The 18,874-nt window shown below is 67.3% G+C and carries 19 protein-coding genes; 13 read left to right on the forward strand and 6 right to left on the reverse strand.

The features are described from left to right. Positions 1-38 precede the first annotated feature (38 nt). The gene (locus QP609_RS11215) at positions 39-1,526 is read right to left on the reverse strand and encodes an AraC family transcriptional regulator (protein ID WP_014647260.1); all 1,488 of its coding nucleotides are present in this window, start codon (positions 1,524-1,526) and stop codon (positions 39-41) included. A gap of 660 nt (positions 1,527-2,186) precedes the next feature. On the opposite strand from QP609_RS11215, the gene QP609_RS11220 reads away from it, so the two are divergent. From QP609_RS11220 to QP609_RS11260, 9 genes are all read left to right on the forward strand, one after another. Continuing rightward, a complete protein-coding gene (locus QP609_RS11220) occupies positions 2,187-2,450 on the forward strand; it encodes a CD225/dispanin family protein (protein ID WP_041863485.1) in 264 nt (87 codons plus the stop codon). Between the two features lie 132 nt (positions 2,451-2,582). Further along, positions 2,583-3,722: an SPFH domain-containing protein gene (locus QP609_RS11225; protein ID WP_014647262.1), complete on the forward strand. Its 1,140-nt coding sequence runs from the start codon at positions 2,583-2,585 to the stop codon at positions 3,720-3,722. Between the two features lie 20 nt (positions 3,723-3,742). After that, positions 3,743-5,095: a TFIIB-type zinc ribbon-containing protein gene (locus tag QP609_RS11230; protein WP_164165653.1), complete on the forward strand. Its 1,353-nt coding sequence runs from the start codon at positions 3,743-3,745 to the stop codon at positions 5,093-5,095. After that, positions 5,092-5,349: a hypothetical protein gene (locus QP609_RS11235; RefSeq protein WP_014647264.1), complete on the forward strand. Its 258-nt coding sequence runs from the start codon at positions 5,092-5,094 to the stop codon at positions 5,347-5,349. Before QP609_RS11230 ends, QP609_RS11235 begins: the two co-directional genes overlap by 4 nt. 189 nt (positions 5,350-5,538) lie before the next feature. Beyond that, entirely contained in the window at positions 5,539-6,123 is a 585-nt protein-coding gene (locus tag QP609_RS11240) for an AprI/Inh family metalloprotease inhibitor (protein WP_142234781.1), read from the forward strand. A gap of 69 nt (positions 6,124-6,192) precedes the next feature. Further along, positions 6,193-7,152: a cation diffusion facilitator family transporter gene (locus QP609_RS11245; protein WP_197621314.1), complete on the forward strand. Its 960-nt coding sequence runs from the start codon at positions 6,193-6,195 to the stop codon at positions 7,150-7,152. Positions 7,153-7,224: 72 nt separating this feature from the next. Further along, positions 7,225-7,860, forward strand: a complete 636-nt coding sequence (locus QP609_RS11250; RefSeq protein WP_053495022.1) for a DNA-3-methyladenine glycosylase — start codon at positions 7,225-7,227, stop codon at positions 7,858-7,860. After that, positions 7,860-8,054: a hypothetical protein gene (locus tag QP609_RS11255; protein WP_014647268.1), complete on the forward strand. Its 195-nt coding sequence runs from the start codon at positions 7,860-7,862 to the stop codon at positions 8,052-8,054. Before QP609_RS11250 ends, QP609_RS11255 begins: the two co-directional genes overlap by 1 nt. Before the next feature lie 119 nt (positions 8,055-8,173). Then, on the forward strand, positions 8,174-9,892 hold the full coding sequence (locus tag QP609_RS11260; protein WP_046430822.1) for a PAS domain S-box protein: 1,719 nt from the start codon (positions 8,174-8,176) through the stop codon (positions 9,890-9,892). On the opposite strand, the gene QP609_RS11265 is transcribed toward QP609_RS11260, so the two are convergent. After that, positions 9,893-10,687, reverse strand: coding sequence for an exodeoxyribonuclease III (locus QP609_RS11265; RefSeq protein ID WP_197621311.1), 795 nt, complete (start codon positions 10,685-10,687; stop codon positions 9,893-9,895). 159 nt (positions 10,688-10,846) lie between these two features. Here QP609_RS11265 and QP609_RS11270 point away from each other — a divergent pair, with 159 nt between their 5' ends. Beyond that, the gene (locus QP609_RS11270) at positions 10,847-12,433 is read left to right on the forward strand and encodes an alpha-amylase family glycosyl hydrolase (protein WP_197621310.1); all 1,587 of its coding nucleotides are present in this window, start codon (positions 10,847-10,849) and stop codon (positions 12,431-12,433) included. On the opposite strand, the gene QP609_RS11275 is transcribed toward QP609_RS11270, so the two are convergent. Continuing rightward, positions 12,403-12,798: a hypothetical protein gene (locus tag QP609_RS11275; protein ID WP_289213771.1), complete on the reverse strand. Its 396-nt coding sequence runs from the start codon at positions 12,796-12,798 to the stop codon at positions 12,403-12,405. The genes QP609_RS11270 and QP609_RS11275 overlap by 31 nt on opposite strands. A gap of 38 nt (positions 12,799-12,836) precedes the next feature. After that, a complete protein-coding gene (locus tag QP609_RS11280) occupies positions 12,837-13,388 on the reverse strand; it encodes an LLM class flavin-dependent oxidoreductase (RefSeq protein ID WP_289213772.1) in 552 nt (183 codons plus the stop codon). Positions 13,389-13,447: 59 nt separating this feature from the next. Here QP609_RS11280 and QP609_RS11285 point away from each other — a divergent pair, with 59 nt between their 5' ends. The 3 genes from QP609_RS11285 to QP609_RS11295 all read left to right on the forward strand — a co-directional run bounded on the left by QP609_RS11285 (position 13,448) and on the right by QP609_RS11295 (position 15,399). Beyond that, the gene (locus QP609_RS11285; protein ID WP_014647273.1) at positions 13,448-13,831 is read left to right on the forward strand and encodes a sensory rhodopsin transducer; all 384 of its coding nucleotides are present in this window, start codon (positions 13,448-13,450) and stop codon (positions 13,829-13,831) included. A gap of 101 nt (positions 13,832-13,932) precedes the next feature. Further along, complete coding sequence (locus tag QP609_RS11290; protein WP_012480369.1) at positions 13,933-14,799, forward strand: glucose 1-dehydrogenase; 867 nt, start codon at positions 13,933-13,935, stop codon at positions 14,797-14,799. A gap of 6 nt (positions 14,800-14,805) precedes the next feature. Further along, positions 14,806-15,399, forward strand: a complete 594-nt coding sequence (locus QP609_RS11295) for a mechanosensitive ion channel domain-containing protein (protein ID WP_014647275.1) — start codon at positions 14,806-14,808, stop codon at positions 15,397-15,399. 114 nt (positions 15,400-15,513) lie between these two features. On the opposite strand, the gene QP609_RS11300 is transcribed toward QP609_RS11295, so the two are convergent. Both QP609_RS11300 and QP609_RS11305 read right to left on the reverse strand, forming a co-directional pair. Further along, positions 15,514-17,457: a MacB family efflux pump subunit gene (locus tag QP609_RS11300; RefSeq protein ID WP_197621308.1), complete on the reverse strand. Its 1,944-nt coding sequence runs from the start codon at positions 17,455-17,457 to the stop codon at positions 15,514-15,516. Between the two features lie 2 nt (positions 17,458-17,459). Then, complete coding sequence (locus QP609_RS11305; protein WP_164233117.1) at positions 17,460-18,641, reverse strand: efflux RND transporter periplasmic adaptor subunit; 1,182 nt, start codon at positions 18,639-18,641, stop codon at positions 17,460-17,462. Between the last annotated feature and the right edge of the window lie 233 nt (positions 18,642-18,874).

An 18,874-nucleotide genomic window follows, 5' to 3' on the forward strand; every position in this document is an offset into this window, starting at 1 on the left:
GCCCCGGGCAGGCCCGCGCCTGCACCGGGGCGTTGCTTTTACTGGTGCGGGCTTCGCCGGTAGCTGCGCGGGCTGACCCCTACCGCGCGCCGGAAGCTCTTTTCGAAGTGGCTCAGGTCACCGAAGCCGACCTGCAGTGCGACATCGGTAATGCGCAGGCGCTGCCCATCCCGCAGCAGCTGCTTGGCGTGCTCGATGCGCAGTTGCTGCAGCAGCAGCTTGAACGTCGTGCCCAGCTCGCTGCGGAACAGGAATCCCAGGTGTGACTGGCTCACATGGGCCTGACGGGCAAGGTCGCCCAGCGTGAGCGGCTCTGCGGCATGGTCCTTCAGGTAGGCCAGGGCGCGTTTCAGACCGTCGTGCAGGCCTTCATGCGCTGCCCGCGGCGTATCCGGCTGCGCGGGCGCAGGACCGACGGTCTGCTCAACCGCGGGCAGCCGTTGCGGGGCGCGCCCGGCATCGCTGGCAACGTGGCCTGCAGCCAGATCCGGCGCGTGGCGTGCAAGATCCTCACGACGGATGCATCGGCCACCGGTCATCACCGCCAGCCGGACCACCACCCGCTCCATTTCCAGCAGATTGCCGGGCCAGTCGTGCGCGCACAGGGCTTCCAGCACATCGTCGCCCAGCACGCGGGGATTGAATCCATGCAGCTCCAGCGAACGCGCCGCCAGCGCGCCGATGTCCTCCACCCGTTCGCGCAGCGGTGGAATATCCACGGTCAGGAACTCCAGCCCGGCCAGCAGGGCGCGCGAGAACTGCTTCTCTCTCACCCGTTGTTCCAGGTCCGCGCTGGTCGACGCGATCACCCGTATCGGGCCGGCCGCCAGCGCGTCAGCTTGAGCGGCAGGCAGCCCACGCATGCGATGTGACAGCTGCCCCTGCAGCGGCACCGGCAGTTCGTCGACTTCGTGGAAGTACAGCGTCCCGCCCTGCGCGCGCGCGAACCAGTCGCTGGCTTCGCCCAGCGGGTGAACACAGTTCACTTCGACAAACGGGCCCTGCCGGGAAGGGCCGCCACTGTGCAGGGCGGCGGCCAGCTCCATCTTCTCGGTACCAAACTCGCCGCGCAGCAGGACCGGCAACGGGCTGGCCGCCGCGCGCTCCACGAATTCATCCATCTGCTTCAGCGCCTCGCCGGCGCCGACCAGCAACAGCGGCCGGCTCAATGCCTGTTCGGCCCAGGCCTTGGCTTCGTAGCGCTTGATCAGATGCGCGCAACGCTGGGCAAACTGCTCCCCCAGCGCCAGGGCACTGCCATCCAGCCGGCCCTTCTCGCCTTCCAGGTGCAGCTCACCCAACACCTCGCCGCCATAGCGGATGGGAACCCGCTGCAAGGAAACCTCTTCCCCGGACGCAGCTGGCAACCCCGCAGCCGCCCCTGCCACCGCACCACGCAACCGCACTTGGCCACCCCGCATCACCTTGTGCTGGGACAGCTCCTTCACGAACGCGCCCAGCAGCTCGGGCAATGACGGATAGGGCCGATAAGCGCGCTGCAGCATCTCACTGACTTGCCTGTGCATCGAAACTCCCCTTTGGAATGGCGACCCGATGCATCTGCAACGGGCGATCTCGCGATGCAGGCCCTCCGGCATCATCGCGGGATGCTGCGACGTCCACGCCGCATGCCGTACCCGCTGGTCGCACCGCTGGTGCCGTGCACGCTGCCCGCTCCCGCAGTGCCGGGAACTGCCATCGCTGCTGGAGGTCGGCAAGGCGGACGTCGTCCAGGCCGGGGGCGTGCGCCACAGGGCGGCACTTCCTGTGACGCGGCGCTCCCTGTGTTCCGGCCATCGCGTCCCTGGATTATGGGAAACGAGTTTCCAGAAAATAAGCATGATAATGACGTGAATATCCGCGCCGGATATTTGTCGCCCGCGTTTCCGTGCGCGGCGCACTGCAAAGCAGGTGAAGGCAAGGCGCCGGGATTCCATCCACGCTGATGATCAACGCGTCTGAGCGAACCAGGGACGGGCACGTATTGCGCCGCCGTGACGGCTGCACCGCCTGCTCGCCCAGGCCCGCAGGCCACCGCGCCTGCCTGCCGCGCCGCCTCCCCCGATCAATGACCCATCGACCAGCAGAAGATTGCGCACCACGCACGGGTGGCATTCCTTCCGCTGCACCTGGCCTGTCGGCATACTCGCGCTCCCGACCGCAGCACGATCAAGGAGATCGACCGCATGGACCGCACCCCGCCACCCGTGCCCCCCAGGAACTACCTGATGTGGGCCATCCTGAGCATCATCGCCGGCTTCTGGCCGTTCGGCATCGTCGCCACCGTCTACGCCAACCGCAGCACGTCACTGGTCGCCAGCGGCCAGATCGGCGCGGCCACCGAGGCTTCGCGCAAGGCGCTGCGCTGGATGATCGCCTCCTTCCTCACCCTGCCACTGTGCCTGGCACTGATGATCGGCTATGCCCTGATCGCGCGCGGCATGGCCTGAAAGCCTGCCGTCGCCGTCGCGCCATGATGAATGGCAGGCGCGCGCGGCGGTGGCGGCGGCCCATCCCGCTCCTCTATAGTCAGTCCAGCTCGGCAGGCATGGTGCCTGCCCTCGAATCACAGGGAGTTGGACATGGGTCTGGTACAGGCGGTGAAGGGTGCGGTGGGTGGTGTGCTGGCCGACCAGTGGAAGGACTTCTACACCGTGCCCACGGGCCTGCCCTCGACGGCGGCCCTGTTCGCGGCGGTACCGCGCGGCACCAATGCCGGCCGCGGCTCCAATACCAGCGGCTCGTCCAACATCATCACCAACGGCTCGAAGATCATCGTGCCGGAGGGCTACGGCCTGCTGCTGTTCCAGGACGGCGCGATCACCGCGTTCGTCGCCGAACCGGGTGGCTACGAGTGGCGTTCGGACGATCTGAACTCGCAGTCGATCTTCGCCGGCGACGGCCTGGTCAGCACGTTCATCAAGCAGAGCTGGGAGCGCTTCAAGTTCGGCGGCCAGCCGGGTTCGCAGCAGGCGGCGTATTTCGTGTCGCTGAAGGAACTGCCGGACAACCGCTTCGGTACCCAGTCGGAAATCTACTGGGACGACGGCTTCCTCAACACCCAGGTGGGTGCGGTCACGCGCGGCTCCTACACGCTGAAGATCGTCGACCCGATCCTGTTCGTGAAGAACTTCGTGCCGGCCAGCTACCTGCAGCCGGGCCAGGTGTTCGACTTCACCGACCTGGACAACGCCGCCGCCAGCCAGCTGTTCAATGAAGTGGTCGGTTCGCTGGCCCCGGCCTTCAGCCTGTACACGAACGACCCGGGCAAGGGCAACCGCATCACCAAGCTGCAGCAGGATTCGCTGGGCTTTGCACAGAGCCTGTCTGCCGCCGTCGAGCAGGGCTACCAGTGGAAGTCCGACCGCGGCCTGGCCATCGTCAAGACCGCCATCGTCTCGATCGAGTACGACGCCAACACCCGCGAACTGCTGAAGACCGTGCAGCGCGCCGATGCCCTGTCGGGTTCGCGCGGCAATTCCAACCTGCAGGCCAGCGTCGCCCAGGGCATCCAGTCGGCCGGCGAGAACGGCGGAGCGGCTGGCCTGGTCGGTGTCGGCATGGCCTCGGGCATGTTCGGTGTCGGCGGCATGCAGCAGCCGGTCGCCCCGGCTGCCGACGACCCGGTGGCCAAGCTGAAGAAGGCCAAGGAAATGCTGGATCTGGGCCTGATCACCCAGGGCGACTATGACGCCCTGAAGGCCAAGGCACTGGGCCTGTAACAGCAGGACGCACAACGAACATGTCCGATCCCCGAAACGGCCCGCCGCCGCTGCCCGGATCCGCGCCCGCGATGCCGCCGCCCTTGCCGGCGGCGTCGTTGGATGGGCCCGGTTCGCCGCAGGACGTCCCTCCCCTGCCCGGCAGCTTCCCGCTGGACACCTCGAAACTGCCACAGGCCATCCGTGATGAAGTGGAAGCGCCCGACCCGGTGGCCATCGATACGTCGGCCAGCGAGCTGAAGGACGGCCTCAACCGCTGCCCGAAGTGCGGTGCCACCGACATCCGGCCCAAGGCCGGCACCGACATCCTGGTCTGCCTGTACTGCCGTCACGAATGGCATGGCGCACGCGTCGAGGAAGAGTTCGGCCTGGGCGAGGCCATCGACCAGCTGCGCGGTACGGTCATTGCCTCTGGCGCACGTGACATCGACGCCGACACCTCGGCACTGATGACGTTCAAATGCACCGGGTGCGGCGCTGAAGTCACGGTCAATACCGAGAGTACGATGACGGCGCGCTGCCACTGGTGCCGCCATGTGTTCGGCGTCAACGAGCAGATCGCCAATGGCGCGGTGCCCGATGCAGTGCTGCCCTTCCATATCAGGAAGGACGATGCGGTCGCGCGCATCCGCCAGTTCGTCGACAAGCGCCGCATGTTCGCGCTGAAGGCGTTCAAGGACCAGTTCACCCCGGAAAACGTGGTGGGCGTGTTCCTGCCCTACATGATCGTCGACAGCAATGTCAGCGCGGCCGTGGCCGGCAAGGGTGAGATCCAGACCCGGCAGTACACCGTGGGCAGCGAGAAGAACAAGCGCACCCTGTACGACGCAGACGTCTACCAGGTCGAGCGCCAGGTCGACTTCACGGTCGATGACCTGCCACTGGAATCCTCGGCCGAGCGCGGGAATCTCGATACCCGCGCCAATACCAACAACATCATCAACACCATCCTGCCGTTCGACACCAAGAACGCGGTGAAGTGGAACGCCTCGTACCTGGCCGGCTTCACTTCGGAGAAGCGCAACCTGGATGTCGAAAAGCTGCGGCCGCGTCTGGAAGACCAGCTGCTGTCGATCGCCCGCGCACAGGTGGAAGGTTCGGTGAAGCGCTACAACCGTGGCGTGCGCTGGGAACAGGAGCAGCTGGAGGTGCATGGCACCCGCTGGGTGTCGATGTACCTGCCGGTGTGGTTGTACTCCTACCACCAGCCCGGCAAGAACGGCGGCATGCTGCACTACATCGCGGTGAACGGCCGTACCGGCGAAACCATGGGCAGCGTGCCTGTGCAGCAATGGAAGATGCTGCTGGCGGCACTGGCCACCGGCACCGTCATTGAAGCCCTCGCAATTGCCTTCCTGGTGGCATCGACATGAGCGACGACAGTGGCCTCTGGCTGTTGGCGGCAGGTCCGGCCGGCGCAACCGCGCTGTACTGGGCGCTGTACCGCTATTACCGCAACACCGACAAATCGCACTCCTTCGAGCACGAGACCGCCATCGAGGCCAAGCCGGTCACCGGCTCGGACCAGCAGGTAGGCCGGGTTACCGGCACCGAGGAAAAGCGTATCCGCGGTGACAATGTGTATGAGTACCGGAAACGGGTGGTGCGGGTAAAGCCCGACCCGTAGCGCCAGGCTCCGCCTGGCTGCGGGTAGTGCCGGCCGCTGGCCGGCATTCCTTCGGTTTCTGGGCGCCAAGTGGGAGCCGGCCAGCGGCCGACACTACCCTTCGCTGGGCTGCCGCCGCGCACACCCTCACACCGTCTCCCGCCCCACCGGTTCGATACTCGCGCGGTCCGCCCTTCCGAGGATGCTGCAATGGCTGCCGTGCTCGCCCGTACCTGCCTGTCCGCGTTGTGCTGCCTGGCCCTGCCCGCCCTGGCCCAGGACGCCTCGTTCGGCTTCGGCGAACAGACCACCCACACCGACCAGACCACGCAATCCAGCAGCACCCGGACCCAGAGCAGTGGCGCGGTGACCACCCAGACCACCACCAGCGGCAGCTCGCAGTCCGGGTCACGCAGCGAAAGCAAAGAGATCGACGTGGGCTTCGGTTTCCACGACGACAACGACGACTGGGGCCACGACCGCCACCGTGGCGGCCGCGATGTGCGCGACAGCGATCTGTTCGGCAGCTGGACGCTGGGCCTGGAGAACGGCAACACCTGCTCCATCGAGCTGAAGAACATCGAGTGGTTCGGCGGCTACAGTGCCTACGTGCCCGCCGGCTGCCCGGATGGCTTCTTCTCGGCCAACCGTTGGGTACTGTCGGGCAACCAGCTGCTGCTCACCGACACCAGCAACACCGTGTTCGGGCGCTTCCGCGCGTCAGGCGGTGGGCGCTGGACGGGCTACCGTGAATCGGATGGGGCGCGTTTGTACCTCAATCCCAAGGGGCACTGATCGCGCCGTGCACGCAATGGGCACGCGCTGATCGGGAAGATCAGGCGTCCGCCCCGCCCCGCCGCCGAAATGTCCGCTCCCACCGGTTCCCGTCTGGTCATCTATGCCGCCCTCGCGGGCAACCTGGCCATTGCCATCGCAAAGTTCATCGCTGCCGGCATCTCCGGCAGCTCGGCCATGCTCAGCGAGGGCGTGCATTCGCTGGTCGACACATTGAATGAACTCCTGCTGCTGTACGGGCTGCGCCGTGCCGGCAAGGCGCCAGACCCGGTACATCCATTCGGCTATGGCCGCGAGCTGTACTTCTGGAGCTTCATCGTCGCCCTGCTGGTGTTCGCCGCTGGCGCCGGCGTCTCGGCGTACGAGGGCATCCAGCACATCCGCCGGCCGGAGCCGGCTACCAACCACGCGTTGAGCTACAGCGTGCTGGGCATTTCCATCCTGTTCGAGGGGGCCTCCTGGTGGGTGGCGCTGCGCGAGTTCCGGCGTACCAAAGGCAGACTTGGCTACTTCGAAGCCTTCCGCCGCAGCAAGGATCCTTCCACCTTCACCGTACTGCTGGAAGACAGCGCTGCGTTGCTCGGGCTGGGCTTCGCGTTGGTCGGCCTGGTGGCCGCGCAGGTGCTGGATATGCCGGTGCTTGATGGCGTGGCGTCGCTGTGCATCGCCGGCGTGCTGGCCGCAACCGCCTTCCTCCTGGCCCGTGAAACCAAGGGCCTGCTGGTTGGAGAGCCTGCCCACCCTGCGGTGGCCGAGCGGATCATGGCGGTGGCCGAAACCGATCCGGACCTGCGTCGCGCGAACGGCGTGACCACCATGCAGATGGGACCGGAACAGGTCGTGGCCATGCTCAGCGCCGAGTTCGAGGACGATCGGCAGACCCCACAGATTGAAGCCTGCATCACCCGCATCGAAACGGCGGTAAAGCGCGAGTATCCGGAGCTGGTGGCACTGTTCATCAAGCCGCAGACGCCCGAGGTCTACGCCGCCCGGCGCGCCACGCTGGCGGCACCGTCCGCGCCGGAATGACGCTGCGTCTGCGCCCGTTTCACCAGTCCAATGCCACAGTGCCACCAACATCTGCCCGAGCCTGCCTCTACCGTGCCGGATTGGTTGCCCGCCTCTCTTCAGATCCTCCCGCGCAGCTTCTACCGGCGCCCGCCCGTCGAGGTTGCGCCCGAGCTGCTCAACAAACTTCTGGTCCGTGACGATGGCCGAACGGGTCGCATCGTTGAAGTCGAAGCGTACGCGGGCAGCGTCGATCCGGCGGCGCACTCCTATCGCGGGCAGACGCCGCGCACGGCCAGCATGTTCGGTGAGGCCGGCCACCTGTATGTCTACTTCACCTACGGCATGCACTGGGGCAGCAACGTGGTCTGCGGAGAGGTCGGTGAAGGCGTGGCGGTGCTGCTGCGGGCCGTCGAGCCGCTGGCGGGCCTTGAGCGCATGCACGAGCTGCGCCCCGCCGCGCGCCGGGATCACGATCTGGCCAGCGGCCCCGGCAAGCTCTCGCAGGCATTCGGGCTGGACCGCAGTTTCGACGGCGCCGACCTGGTTACTGGCAGCCATGGCATCGTGATCGCAAGCGATGGGACCCCGCCTCCGTCCGACCCGGTAATTGGTCCACGCATCGGCATCACCCGCGCGGTCGATTTCCCTTGGCGCTGGCACATCCGTGACAATCGTCACGTATCGATTCAGCCACGGCGTACTCCCGCCCCTGCGAGGAAACGATGATGACCCCGCTCGACAAACCACTGCGACGCGAACTGGACATCGATGGCCGGCCCCATACCCTCACTGTGGACCCCGAAGGCCTCAAGCTGGTCGAAAAGGGGCGACGCAAGGGCATCACGCTACGCTGGCAGGACCTGGTATCCGGCGATGCCGCACTGGCCACCGCCCTGCAGGCATCGCTCCAGCAACACTGAGCGGGCGCGGCACCTCACATCGGCATCACTCCGCCATGGCGATACATAACGCCGTGCGCACTAGCGTAGCGCCAGCCAGCCGCCGCAACCGCCCTCGCCACCCAGCCCTGAAAAGCGCCATGGACGAAGCCGAACGTCTGCTCGAAATCGACCGACTGCACCTGCTGGATACGCCCCCTGAGCCGGTGTTCGATGCCATCGTCGCCGCCGCCCGCGCCGCGACCGGCATGACCATGGGACTGATCACCGTGGTGGCCGAAGACCGGCAGTGGTTCAAGGCCAATATCGGGCTGGAGGGCGTCACCGGAACGGCCCGCGAGATCTCCTTCTGCACGCATGCGATCCGCCACGACGAGCTGTTCGAGATACCCGACGCGCGCCAGGACCCTCGCTTCTCGACCAATCCCCTGGTGACCGCCGGGCCGCGCATCCGGCATTACGCCGGCATCCCGCTGGGCTCGGCCCATGGTGCACGCATTGGCACGCTGTGCCTGCTCGACCCGATGCCCGGCGTGCTGTCCCCCTCCCAGCGCGAACTGATGGTGCATCTGGCGCGGGTCACCACCCAGGTGCTGGAACAGCGCAGTACCCTGATGGCGCAGGTTGGCCAGGCGAAAGCGCTGCATCGCGAGCTGAAACGCAGCGAAGACTTCCTGGAGCGGACCAACCGCGCCGCCCGGGTGGGCGGCTGGGAGATGGACCTGGTCACCAACGAAGTGCGCTGGACCCGCGAGACCAAGCAGTTGCACGGCGTGCGCAGCAACTTTGAACCGACGCTCGACACCGCGCTGTCGTTCTATCGCGAAGACAGCCGCAACATCATCCGCGCGGCCGTGCAGCGTTGCATCGACGAAGGCACGTCCTGGGAGGTGCAGCTGCCAATGACCACCGCCGACGGGCGCGCGATCTGGACCCGGGTGGTCGGCAGCCGGCAACAGGTCGACGGCCATCCGCGCCTGGTCGGGGCGATCCAGGACATCACGGACGAGCGAGCCGCGCTCGACGCGCTGGAAGCGAGCGAGACCCGCTACCGGCGACTGTTCCACTACAGCCTGGGCCTGATCTGCACCCACACGCTGGACGGGACATTGACCTCGGTGAATCCCGCGGCGGTGCAGTCGCTGGGCTTCGAGGAAAGCCAGATGGTCGGGCGCAGCCTGTGCGACCTGATGCCACCGGAAAAACGCGAGGGCTTCAAGGCCTACCTCGCTCGGATCCAGGCGAACCACACCGACGCTGGCGTGATCGAGCTGATTGCCGCCGACGGTACGCGCCACTACTGGGCGTACCACAACGTGCTCGACAGCGAGGCCAGCCCGCCCTACGTGCTGGGGCATGCACAGGACGTCACCGCGCTGAGGATGCAGGAGCAGCAGCTGCGCGAAATGTCCTTCAAGGATCCGCTCACGCAGTGCTACAACCGGCGTTACCTGCACCGGCTGGATGAACTGATTGATGAGCGCTGGGCCTGCGTGATGTTCGATCTGGACCACTTCAAGCACATCAACGACACCCAGGGCCACCGCCGCGGCGACGCCGTCCTGGTCGAGTTCGCCACCTTCCTGCGCTCGCCGCTGGGCAAGGAGGAGACGGTGGTGCGGCTGGGCGGCGACGAATTCATGGTGGTACTGGTCGCGCCCGCGGATGGCCGGTTGAGCGAACTGGAGCACTGGTACCAGGACCACGCTGCGCTGTCGCCCAGCGCTTTCTCGATGGGTGCAGCCATCAACACGGCCGGTGAGCCTGTGGCCGACACCATCCAGAAGGCGGACAGCCGCCTCTACCGGACCCGCGCGCGCGTGCGCCGCGAGCGGCGCGAAGGCCCCGCCGTGCGTTGATCACGCCGCCCGCACCGTCACCCACGTCGGCGCGTGGTCGCTGGCCTTTTCCTGCAGACGCTCCCAACGGTCGACGCCAGCGTCCTTCAGTCGCTCCGCCAGTACGGGATTCAACAGCAGATGATCGATGCGCAGCCCACGGTCGCGCTCGGCATGTTGGCGGAAATAGTCCCAGAAGGTGTAGATCGTGGCGTCGCCGTGCACCTTCCGCAGCGCATCGGTCCAACCCTGCGCGAGCAGCCGCTCGAAGGCATCGCGAACCTCGGGCTGGAACAGCGCGTCGCGGCGCCAGGCCTTGGGGTCGTAGACGTCGGCTTCGGTGGGAATCACGTTGAAATCACCCAGCAGCAGCGCCGGGTGCGGCAGTTCGACCAGGCTGCGCGCGTGCCGGATCAGGCGTTCCATCCAGCGCAGCTTGTAGTCGAACCTGGGCCCGGGCTGCGGGTTGCCGTTGGGCAGGTAGAGGGCACCCACGATGACCCCGTGCACCGCCGCCTCCAGGTAGCGGCTCTGCGTGTCGCTGGGCTCGCCGGGCAATCGGCGGCGGCTCTCGACCGGCGTGGCCCCCCGAGCCAGCAACGCCACGCCGTTCCAGCGCGCCTCACCTTGCCAGAGCGCACCGTACCCAGCCTCCTCCAATGACGCAGCCGGAAACGCGGCGTCGGTCGCCTTCAGTTCCTGCAGGGCAACCACGTCGGGCGATTCCCTGTGCAGCCAGTCCAGCAGCTGTGGCAGGCGCGTGCCGATGCCGTTGACGTTGAACGTGGCAATACGAAGCGTCTTGCGTCGGGCCATGCAGGAAGCCTCCTCGGTGCCGGGAATGAGCATTCACTCTGCGCGCCCGGGCATGCACGGGCCGTGGATGCCACGTCATGATGCGGTGCCATTCGTTTCACGAACCGCTGCCACGCGCGACAGCAGGCTGGTCACCCGTGAACAGTGCCGGAGAAGCCCATGGCGGTGCGTCCGCTGCGCGCCATCTACCAGATCGACCCCTACCTGTTCCGCGACAGCGACGGCCGCGGCTGGGGCACGCTGGATGGCATCACGGAAAAGCTGGACTACCTGCAGTGGCTTGGCATCAGCCATGTCTGGCTGCTGCCGTTCTACTGCAACGCCGGCCGCGATGGTGGCTACGATGTCACCGATCACTACCGTATCGATCCACGCCTGGGCGACCAGGCCGCGTTCCAGCGCCTGGTCGATGCCGCCGACGCACGTGGCATCGGCATCATCGTCGAACTGGTGATGCAGCATACCGCCAGCGCGCACCCGTGGTTCGTCGCCGCGCAGCAGGGTGACCCGGCCTGGCGCCGCTGGTACCTGTGGAGCGACCACATGCCTGACGACGGCCTGCAGCCGATGTTCCCGCCGATCGAGGCCTCTGTCTGGACCTGGGATGCCGAGGCCGGCGCGTTCAACCGGCACATGTTCTACCGGCACGAGCCAGACCTCGACCTGGCCCATGCGCCGGTACGCGAGGAACTGCTGCAGGTAATGACGTTCTGGCTGCAGCGCGGCGTGGCCGGCTTCCGCGTCGACGCGGTCCCGTACATGGTCGAGCGCACGCGCCACGCGGACCCGCGCGACGACGGGCTGTGGCTGCTGGAGGCGATGCGCGCCACGGCAGACGCACAGCAGCCAGGGCTGCCGTTGATCGGCGAAGCGGATGTCCGCGCGTCCCGCTACGGTGACTTCCTGTGCCAGGGGCGGCGGCTTTCGCACCTGCTCGATTTCCACCTCAACAATCATTTCTTCCTCGCACTGGCACGCGGCGATGCCAGCGAAGTGGCCCGGGTCATGGCCGAATACGGCCCGCACGCGCCGCCGGACACACGCATTGCCTGGCTGCGCAACAATGATGAACTGGACCTGGAGCAGCTGGAGCCGGATGAGCGCGAAGCGGTGATGGAACGCTTCGCTCCTGAGCGTGGCATGCGCATCTATGGCCGTGGCATCCGCCGTCGGCTGGCACCGATGCTGGACGGCGCCATCGCATGGCAGGCGATGGCGTGGGCGGCGCTGCTGTCGCTGGGCCAGGTGCCGGTGATCCGCTACGGCGAAGAGATCGGCCTCGGTGATTGCCTGGAGCTGCCCGAACGCAATGCCGTGCGCATGCCGATGCACTGGCATGACGGCCCAGGGGCTGGGTTCACCGACCAATCGCGGCATGCCTGGCGCGCGCCACCGGCGGACGGCCCCTACGGTTACCGCACGGTGAATGTCGAGGCGCAACGCGCGATGCCGGACTCACTGCTGCTGCGGGTGCGCGAGCTGCTGCAGCAACGCAATGCCCATCCCGTGCTGCAGCAGGGGCCACACACGCTCGACCCACCCTCACCCGCGCTGCTGATGCTCCGCTTCGGTGAGGCACCCCATCAGGCACTGGCACTGATCAACTTCGGCGACAACCCGGTTGAGGTGGACGTACCCCTGCACGGCCCGCTGCACACGCTGGTGGGCCACGGCGCCAAACTGCAGGGTCGCCGCTGCTACCTGCAGGGCCATGGCTATACGTGGCTGGCTGCCGAGGGTGCCTGAGTGCGCAGCGCAGGCAGTACGTGTTCGGCGAAGTCGTCGATGAAGCGTTCCTGCTCGCGGTTCACGTTGTGCAGGTAGATGCGATCGAACCCCAGGGACTGCAGCTCCTGCAGCCAGGCCCGATGCTGGCCCAGGTCTGCCGAGACATGCACGTGCTCGCGCACCACCTCGGCGCTGACCGATCGGGCCTGTGCTTCGAACTGTTCGGGCTGGTCCAGGCCTTCGGCCAGTTCCGGCGGCAGCACGTTGGCGCTCCACTGCTCCATCGCGCCTTCCAGCGCCGCCTGTTCGGCGCGCGCGTAGGAGAGCTTGGCCTGCAGGTACATCGGCTTGCCCCTGCCGCCGCCGTCCTCGAACGCCGCCACCACACGCCGCAACTGCGCCAGTGGCTGGCTGATGGTGATCAGGCCATCGGCCCAGCCCCCATCCAGCGTGCGGTTTCCTCGGTGACGGCCGCCCCCAGCAGCGGCAGGGGAAGCGCCGGGCGACTGTAGAGCCGTGCCTGGCGCACCCGGAAGCCACCGTCGTGGTCGACCTGCTCGCCGCCCCACAGCCGCCGCATCACCTCGGCCGCATCGCGTAATGCCTTCTGCCGCTCGCGCTTGGCTGGCCACGGCTGGCCGGTGACGCGCTCGTTCAGGGCCTCGCCGGTACCCAGCGCCAGCCAGATCCGGCCCGGCGCCAACTGCTCCAGCGTCGCCGCTGCCTGTGCCACCAATGCCGGGTGCTGGCGCAGCATCGGGCAGGTCACCATGCCCAGGGTCAATGCGCTCTGCACCGCCAGCGCGCCGGCCCATACCCAGCTGTGGCCGGACTGCCCTTGCGCGGTCGTCCACGGGTGGAAATGGTCCGAGCACATCAAAGCCTCGAATCCCGCCTGTTCGGCGCGCAGCGCCAGGCCCAGCAAGGTGGCGGGCGGGAACTGCTCATGCGATGCGTGGTAGCCGATGGTCATCACGGATTCCGTGCGGGGACTGGACACGATGGCAACACCCCTCCAGCTAAAACGGCGTCATGGAAACGAACACTTCCTGCATCGGGCATCGACGCTGGGCTATCGCCGAAGGCTACATTCCAGCCTGGAGCAACGGCCCGTCGCCGGAGATGCAGAGTCACGAAACCTGCTGCGTCCTCAATGCGGGCAACGAGGACGCGCATGTCACGCTGACCCTCTACTTCGAGGACCGCGATCCTGTCGGTCCCTACCGGATCACCGTGCCAGCACGACGCACCTGCCACCTGCGCTTCAACGACCTGCAGGATCCGGCGCCGGTACCACGCGGCACCGGCTTCGCCACCCTCATCGAATCCGACCAGCCGATCATCGTGCAGCACACGCGGCTGGATTCACGTCAGCCGGCCAACAGCATCATGACCACGATCGCCCATCCGTTGTGAAGCACCGTGCGCAGTCGTCCACGCTGCCACGACACCGCGCCCTCCGGCCGTTTACCCGCTCCGAGCGAGACTGCCGCCAGGTTCCCTTTCGGAGAGTGACGATGGCCCTGCCCGACTACCCACGTCCGCCCTTCCCGGCGCAGCAGCAATCCTTCCCCGGCAAGACCGCGCAGATGCAGCCGCGGCCGGACCACGGCGAGGACAGCTACCGCGGCCATGGCCTGCTGCAGGGCAAGAAGGCACTGATCACCGGCGGTGACAGCGGCATCGGCGCAGCGGTGGCCATCGCTTTCGCGCGCGAGGGTGCCGACGTCGCCATCGCCTTTCTTGATGGCGAGCAGGACGACGCCCGCCATGTGCAGCAGCAGATCGAACAGGCCGGGCGCAAGGCCGTGCTGGTGCCCTGTGACATCAGCGACCCGGCGCAGGCGCGCTCGCTCGTCGACCGCGTGGCCAGCGAGCTGGACGGTCTCGACATCCTGGTCAACAACGCGGCCTACCAGCGCTACTACGAGCACTTCGACGACATCACCCTGGATGACTGGAAGCGGACGTTCGATACCAATGTCCATGCCGTGTTCAATCTGACGCGGTTGTGCGTGCCACACCTGCGCGGTGGCGGCGCGATCATCAACACCGCATCGGTCAATTCGAAGCGACCGACCCCGAACATCCTTCCGTACTCTGCGACCAAGGGCGCCGTCGCCAACCTGACGCTGGGGCTGGCGGGCCTGCTGGCCGAGCACCAGATACGCGTCAACGCCGTGCTGCCCGGCCCGATCTGGACACCGTTCATTCCGGCAGGCATGGCCGCCGAAGAGGTCGAGCAATTCGGCTCGCAGACGCCGTTCGGCCGCCCCGGGCAGCCCGCGGAACTGGCCTCGGCCTACGTGATGCTGGCTTCGGACAGCGCCAGTTATACCTCCGGTGCCTTGCTGACCATTTCCGGCGGCGCGGCAACGCTGTGACCGCCCATGGCCGGACTGCCTGCCTGGATCGCGGATTGGCTGCTGGTGGTGGTACCGGTGGCCGAGGTGCTGGTCATTCTCGGGGTGGCCTGGCTGATGGTGCGTGCACTGGCGTGGCTGCTCGTGCAGGCCCGGCAGCGCGGCAGGCTGGCTCCAGAGCTTCATGTGGGCCTGCGCCGCGGCGGTGCATTGCTGCTGTATCTGGCGGCCGCGCTGCTGATACTGGAGCGGCTGGGCGTTTCGCGCTCGGTGCTGTGGACCGCGCTGACCGGGTTCATGGCGGTCGGTGCGGTGGCGTTCTTTGCCGCGTGGAGCGTGTTGTCCAACCTGTTCTGTTCGTTCCTGATCGTGGCTACGCGCCCTTTCCGCATCAACGACACGATCGAAGTGCTGGAAAGCGTGGACAAGCCGGGCCTGTGCGGCCAGGTGGTGGACATCAACCTGATCTACACCACGCTGAGTGACCGTGGCGAAGGCGCGCGCGGTTGCCTGCTGCGCGTGCCGAACTCGTTGTTCTTCCAGCGCATCACCCGGCACTGGGGTGACAGCGGCTATTCGCAGCTGCCGGGCAGCCTGCCGATAAAGGGCAAGGTGCGCTGAGTCGCTGTAGAGCCGAGCCCATGCTCGGCTCGCTGCGCGCAGCGCAGGGTGCGTCGCGGCCGAACGGAGCGCAGCCGAGCGTGGGCTCGGCTCAAGGTGCCACAGCGGGCGACCCTACTCCGCTGCCAATGCCTGGATCGGGTCCAGCCGTGCGGCGTTGCGTGCCGGGAAGTAGCCGAAACCGAGCCCGATCGCAGACGAACATGCCAGCGCGGCGAGCACCGGCCCTGGCGTGAACAGGAAGGGCACCCCCAGCGACAGCAGGCTGGCCAGCGCACCCACGGCGAAGGCCAGCAGTACGCCCAGCACGCCACCGGACAGGCAGATCAGCACCGCCTCGATCAGGAACTGGCGCAGGATGTCGCCCTGCCGGGCCCCCACTGCCAGCCGCACACCGATTTCGCGCACGCGCTCCTTCACCGACACCAGCATGATGTTCATCACGCCCACGCCACCGACCACCAGCGCCACCGCCGCAATCGCCGAGACCAGCGCCGCCATGGTCTGGCTGGATTTCATCACCGCCTTGCGGATCTGGTCCGAGTTGTAGATGAAGAAATCGCGACGACCATGCAGGCGCTCCAGCTCGGCGCCCAGCGAGGCCTCGGCGGCATTGGTGGGTACGTTGTCGCGTACGCGCACGGTGATGCTCTCCAGGCGCTGGCTGCCCAGCAGCCGGGAGGCAGCCGACGTATAGGGAACGTAGACGGTTGGCGTGGCCCCACCGGCGAATGCATTGGCACCCACCACGCCGATCACCTCGACCGGCATGCCGCCCAGCAGCACCGTGCTGCCGATAGGGTTGCCAGCGAACAGTGCCTTCGCTGCCTTCTGGTCGACCACGCCCACTGCCCGATGCGCCTCCACCTCGGCATCGGTGAAAAACCGGCCGGCCCTCAGGCGCAGCCCGCGCACGCGCGGCAGATCGGCACCGGCGCCCAGTACCTGCGTATTGGCTCGTCGGCCGCCCTGCAGTGCTGCTACCGAACCGCTGAGGTTGGGGCTGACACTGTCCACGTAACTCAGGGCGGCCAGGTGATCGGCATCGCCTACCACCAGCGTCTCGATCTCCGCCGAGCGCGGGTCACCGAAATCGGCGCCCGGGAAGATCTCCAGCGTGCTGGCGCCCAGCGCGTTTATCTGCGCCTCGACCTGCGCCTGCGCGCCTTTGCCCAGCGCAACCACGGTCACCACCGCGGCCACGCCGATGATGATGCCGAGCATGGTCAGCAGGGTGCGCAGGCGATGGGCCAGCATCGAACGCACTGCCATGCGCGTCGCCTCGCGCACGGCATCGATGCGGGCGCGCCGCTCGGTAGCCGCCGTGGATGTGCGCGCCGGTGCGTCCGAACGCTGCCGCACCGAAGGGCCTCGCTCCTGGCGATCCGCCACCACACGCCCATCGGCGATCTCGATCACCCGTGACGCGTGGGCAGCAATCGCCGCATCATGGGTGACCAGGATCACGGTATGGCCCTGCGCATGCAGGCGCTCGAGCTCGGCCATCACCTGCCTGCCACTGGCATGATCCAGCGCGCCGGTCGGCTCATCGGCCAGCACGATCGCGCCGCCGTTCATCAGCGAGCGTGCGATGGAGACGCGCTGCTGCTGGCCGCCGGACAACTGGCTGGGCCGGTTCGCGGTCCGCTCGCCCAGGCCGAGCGTTTCCAGCAGCAGGCGGGCACGCGTGGTGCGCGCATCGGCCTCCACCCCGGCATAGACGGCGGGCAAGGCCACGTTCTCGGTGGCACTGAGGTTCTCCATCAGGTTGTAGCGCTGGAAGATGAAGCCGAAGTGCTCGCGGCGCAGGCGCGCCAGCTGGTCAGGCGACATCTGCTCGGTCGCAGCCCCCTCCACGCGGTAGCTGCCTTCGGTCGGCCGATCCAGGCAGCCCAGGATGTTCATCAGCGTGGACTTGCCCGAACCCGAGGGGCCGATGATGGCGATGAACTCGCCGGCATCGATGCGCAACGAGACCTCCTTCAGCACCACCACCTCGCCGGCGGCCGAGCGATAGGCGCGCGATACGCCCTTCAATTCCAGCAGTGCGTCGGCCATGCTCACATCCCCAGCAGGCTGGTGGGTTCGGCATCGCCACCGCTGGCCGCCTGGCCGACCACCACGTTCTCGCCCGCTTCCAGGCCAGAGAGGATCTGCACGGCGGTGGCGGTGCGCAGGCCGGTAGTCACAGCGCGCTCGTGGGCGCGGCCTTTCGCATCGACCACCCGCACGGTTGCGCCGTTGCCGTTCTTGTCGTCGGACTCGCCCAGGGCGGTCAGCGGCACCTGCAGTGCATTGGCCACGCGTGCCAGCTGGATCGTCACTTTCACCGTCATCGAAGGCTTCAGCATCAAGCCCGGATTGGCCACGTCGAACAGCCCCGCGTAGTACACCGCTTTCGGCGTCTGCGCCGATCCGCCGCTGTTGCCGCTGGACGCGTCGGCAATCGACGACGGCGCTGGCTCAAGCTGCTGCAGGTGCGATTCATAGCGGCGCCCGCTCGGTCCCAGCGTCGAGAACCACAACGGTTGGCCGGGTGCGATCAGTTCCACGTCAGCCTCGGCGATCTCGGCGCGCACCGTCATCGTGTCCATCTGTGCCAGCATCACGATGGTCGGCGTGGTCTGCATCGAGTTCAGCGTCTGCCCCGCCTTGGTGACGATGGCCACGATGTAGCCCTCGGACGGCGACACGATACGGGTGTAGCCCAGGTTGATGCGGGCGGTTTCCACCTGGGTCACCGCCTGGTCGATCTGCGCCTGCAACGCAGCGGCATCCGCGCGCGCCGCATCGCGCGCCACACGTGCCGCTTCGAAGCCTTCCTGCGAGACCAGCCGCGACGCCACCAGCTGCGACTGGCGATCGTACGTGCGAAGGGCCTGGCGGTAGCGCGCCTGGCTGGCCGCATGTTGCGCACGCAGCGCGTTGGCGGCGGCTTCGGCACTGCGCAGGGCAATGCGCTGCGGTTGTGAATCCACTTCGGCAATCAGGTCGCCGGCCTGCACGTGCTGGCCCAGCACCACATGCAGGCGCGTGACCTGCCCGGAGACCTGCGCGCCCACGGCCACCAGTTCTTTCGGATTGACCCGGCCGACCGCCTGCACGGTCTTTTCCAGACCGGCGACCCTTGCCGGTGCGGTGATCAACGCGGCATCCTCGCCATCGGCAAACGCCCACCAGCAACCGCCGCCGGCAAGAACGGCCAGCGTTGCGGCAATGATCCAGGTCCTGCGGTTGTTCATCGAAACTTCCGGGGGTGCGTGCAGTCGCCCGGTGCGACCGCCAGGGCCGCAGTCTGGAAGCCCCAGGTGGATGTTTCTTGGAGCCGCTGTGGAGATTGGATGGAGACGCGACCGCCGTTCAGGGACCGCGTCGGCCGCTGAATCCATGGCGCGGCTCCACGCAATCTCGACACAATCTCGACCAAGTCTCCATCAACGGTCGCTAGCCTCGGCGGCCTCGCCGACTGCCAGCC

Origin of the sequence: Stenotrophomonas sp. 8(2023) (assembly GCF_030345295.1) — a bacterium.
GTDB classification, from domain to species: Bacteria; Pseudomonadota; Gammaproteobacteria; order Xanthomonadales; family Xanthomonadaceae; genus Stenotrophomonas; species Stenotrophomonas muris.

Bases quoted from the DNA above. Each gene is read 5' to 3' on its own strand.
- QP609_RS11215 (WP_014647260.1), bottom strand. From the start codon at position 1,526: ATGCACAGGCAAGTCAGTGAGATGCTGCAGCGCGCTTATCGGCCCTAT.
- QP609_RS11220 (WP_041863485.1), top strand. From the start codon at position 2,187: ATGGACCGCACCCCGCCACCCGTGCCCCCCAGGAACTACCTGATGTGG.
- QP609_RS11225 (WP_014647262.1), top strand. From the start codon at position 2,583: ATGGGTCTGGTACAGGCGGTGAAGGGTGCGGTGGGTGGTGTGCTGGCC.
- QP609_RS11230 (WP_164165653.1), top strand. From the start codon at position 3,743: ATGTCCGATCCCCGAAACGGCCCGCCGCCGCTGCCCGGATCCGCGCCC.
- QP609_RS11235 (WP_014647264.1), top strand. From the start codon at position 5,092: ATGAGCGACGACAGTGGCCTCTGGCTGTTGGCGGCAGGTCCGGCCGGC.
- QP609_RS11240 (WP_142234781.1), top strand. From the start codon at position 5,539: ATGGCTGCCGTGCTCGCCCGTACCTGCCTGTCCGCGTTGTGCTGCCTG.
- QP609_RS11245 (WP_197621314.1), top strand. From the start codon at position 6,193: ATGTCCGCTCCCACCGGTTCCCGTCTGGTCATCTATGCCGCCCTCGCG.
- QP609_RS11255 (WP_014647268.1), top strand. From the start codon at position 7,860: ATGACCCCGCTCGACAAACCACTGCGACGCGAACTGGACATCGATGGC.
- QP609_RS11260 (WP_046430822.1), top strand. From the start codon at position 8,174: ATGGACGAAGCCGAACGTCTGCTCGAAATCGACCGACTGCACCTGCTG.
- QP609_RS11265 (WP_197621311.1), bottom strand. From the start codon at position 10,687: ATGGCCCGACGCAAGACGCTTCGTATTGCCACGTTCAACGTCAACGGC.
- QP609_RS11270 (WP_197621310.1), top strand. From the start codon at position 10,847: ATGGCGGTGCGTCCGCTGCGCGCCATCTACCAGATCGACCCCTACCTG.
- QP609_RS11280 (WP_289213772.1), bottom strand. From the start codon at position 13,388: ATGACCATCGGCTACCACGCATCGCATGAGCAGTTCCCGCCCGCCACC.
- QP609_RS11285 (WP_014647273.1), top strand. From the start codon at position 13,448: ATGGAAACGAACACTTCCTGCATCGGGCATCGACGCTGGGCTATCGCC.
- QP609_RS11290 (WP_012480369.1), top strand. From the start codon at position 13,933: ATGGCCCTGCCCGACTACCCACGTCCGCCCTTCCCGGCGCAGCAGCAA.
- QP609_RS11295 (WP_014647275.1), top strand. From the start codon at position 14,806: ATGGCCGGACTGCCTGCCTGGATCGCGGATTGGCTGCTGGTGGTGGTA.
- QP609_RS11300 (WP_197621308.1), bottom strand. From the start codon at position 17,457: ATGGCCGACGCACTGCTGGAATTGAAGGGCGTATCGCGCGCCTATCGC.
- QP609_RS11305 (WP_164233117.1), bottom strand. From the start codon at position 18,641: ATGAACAACCGCAGGACCTGGATCATTGCCGCAACGCTGGCCGTTCTT.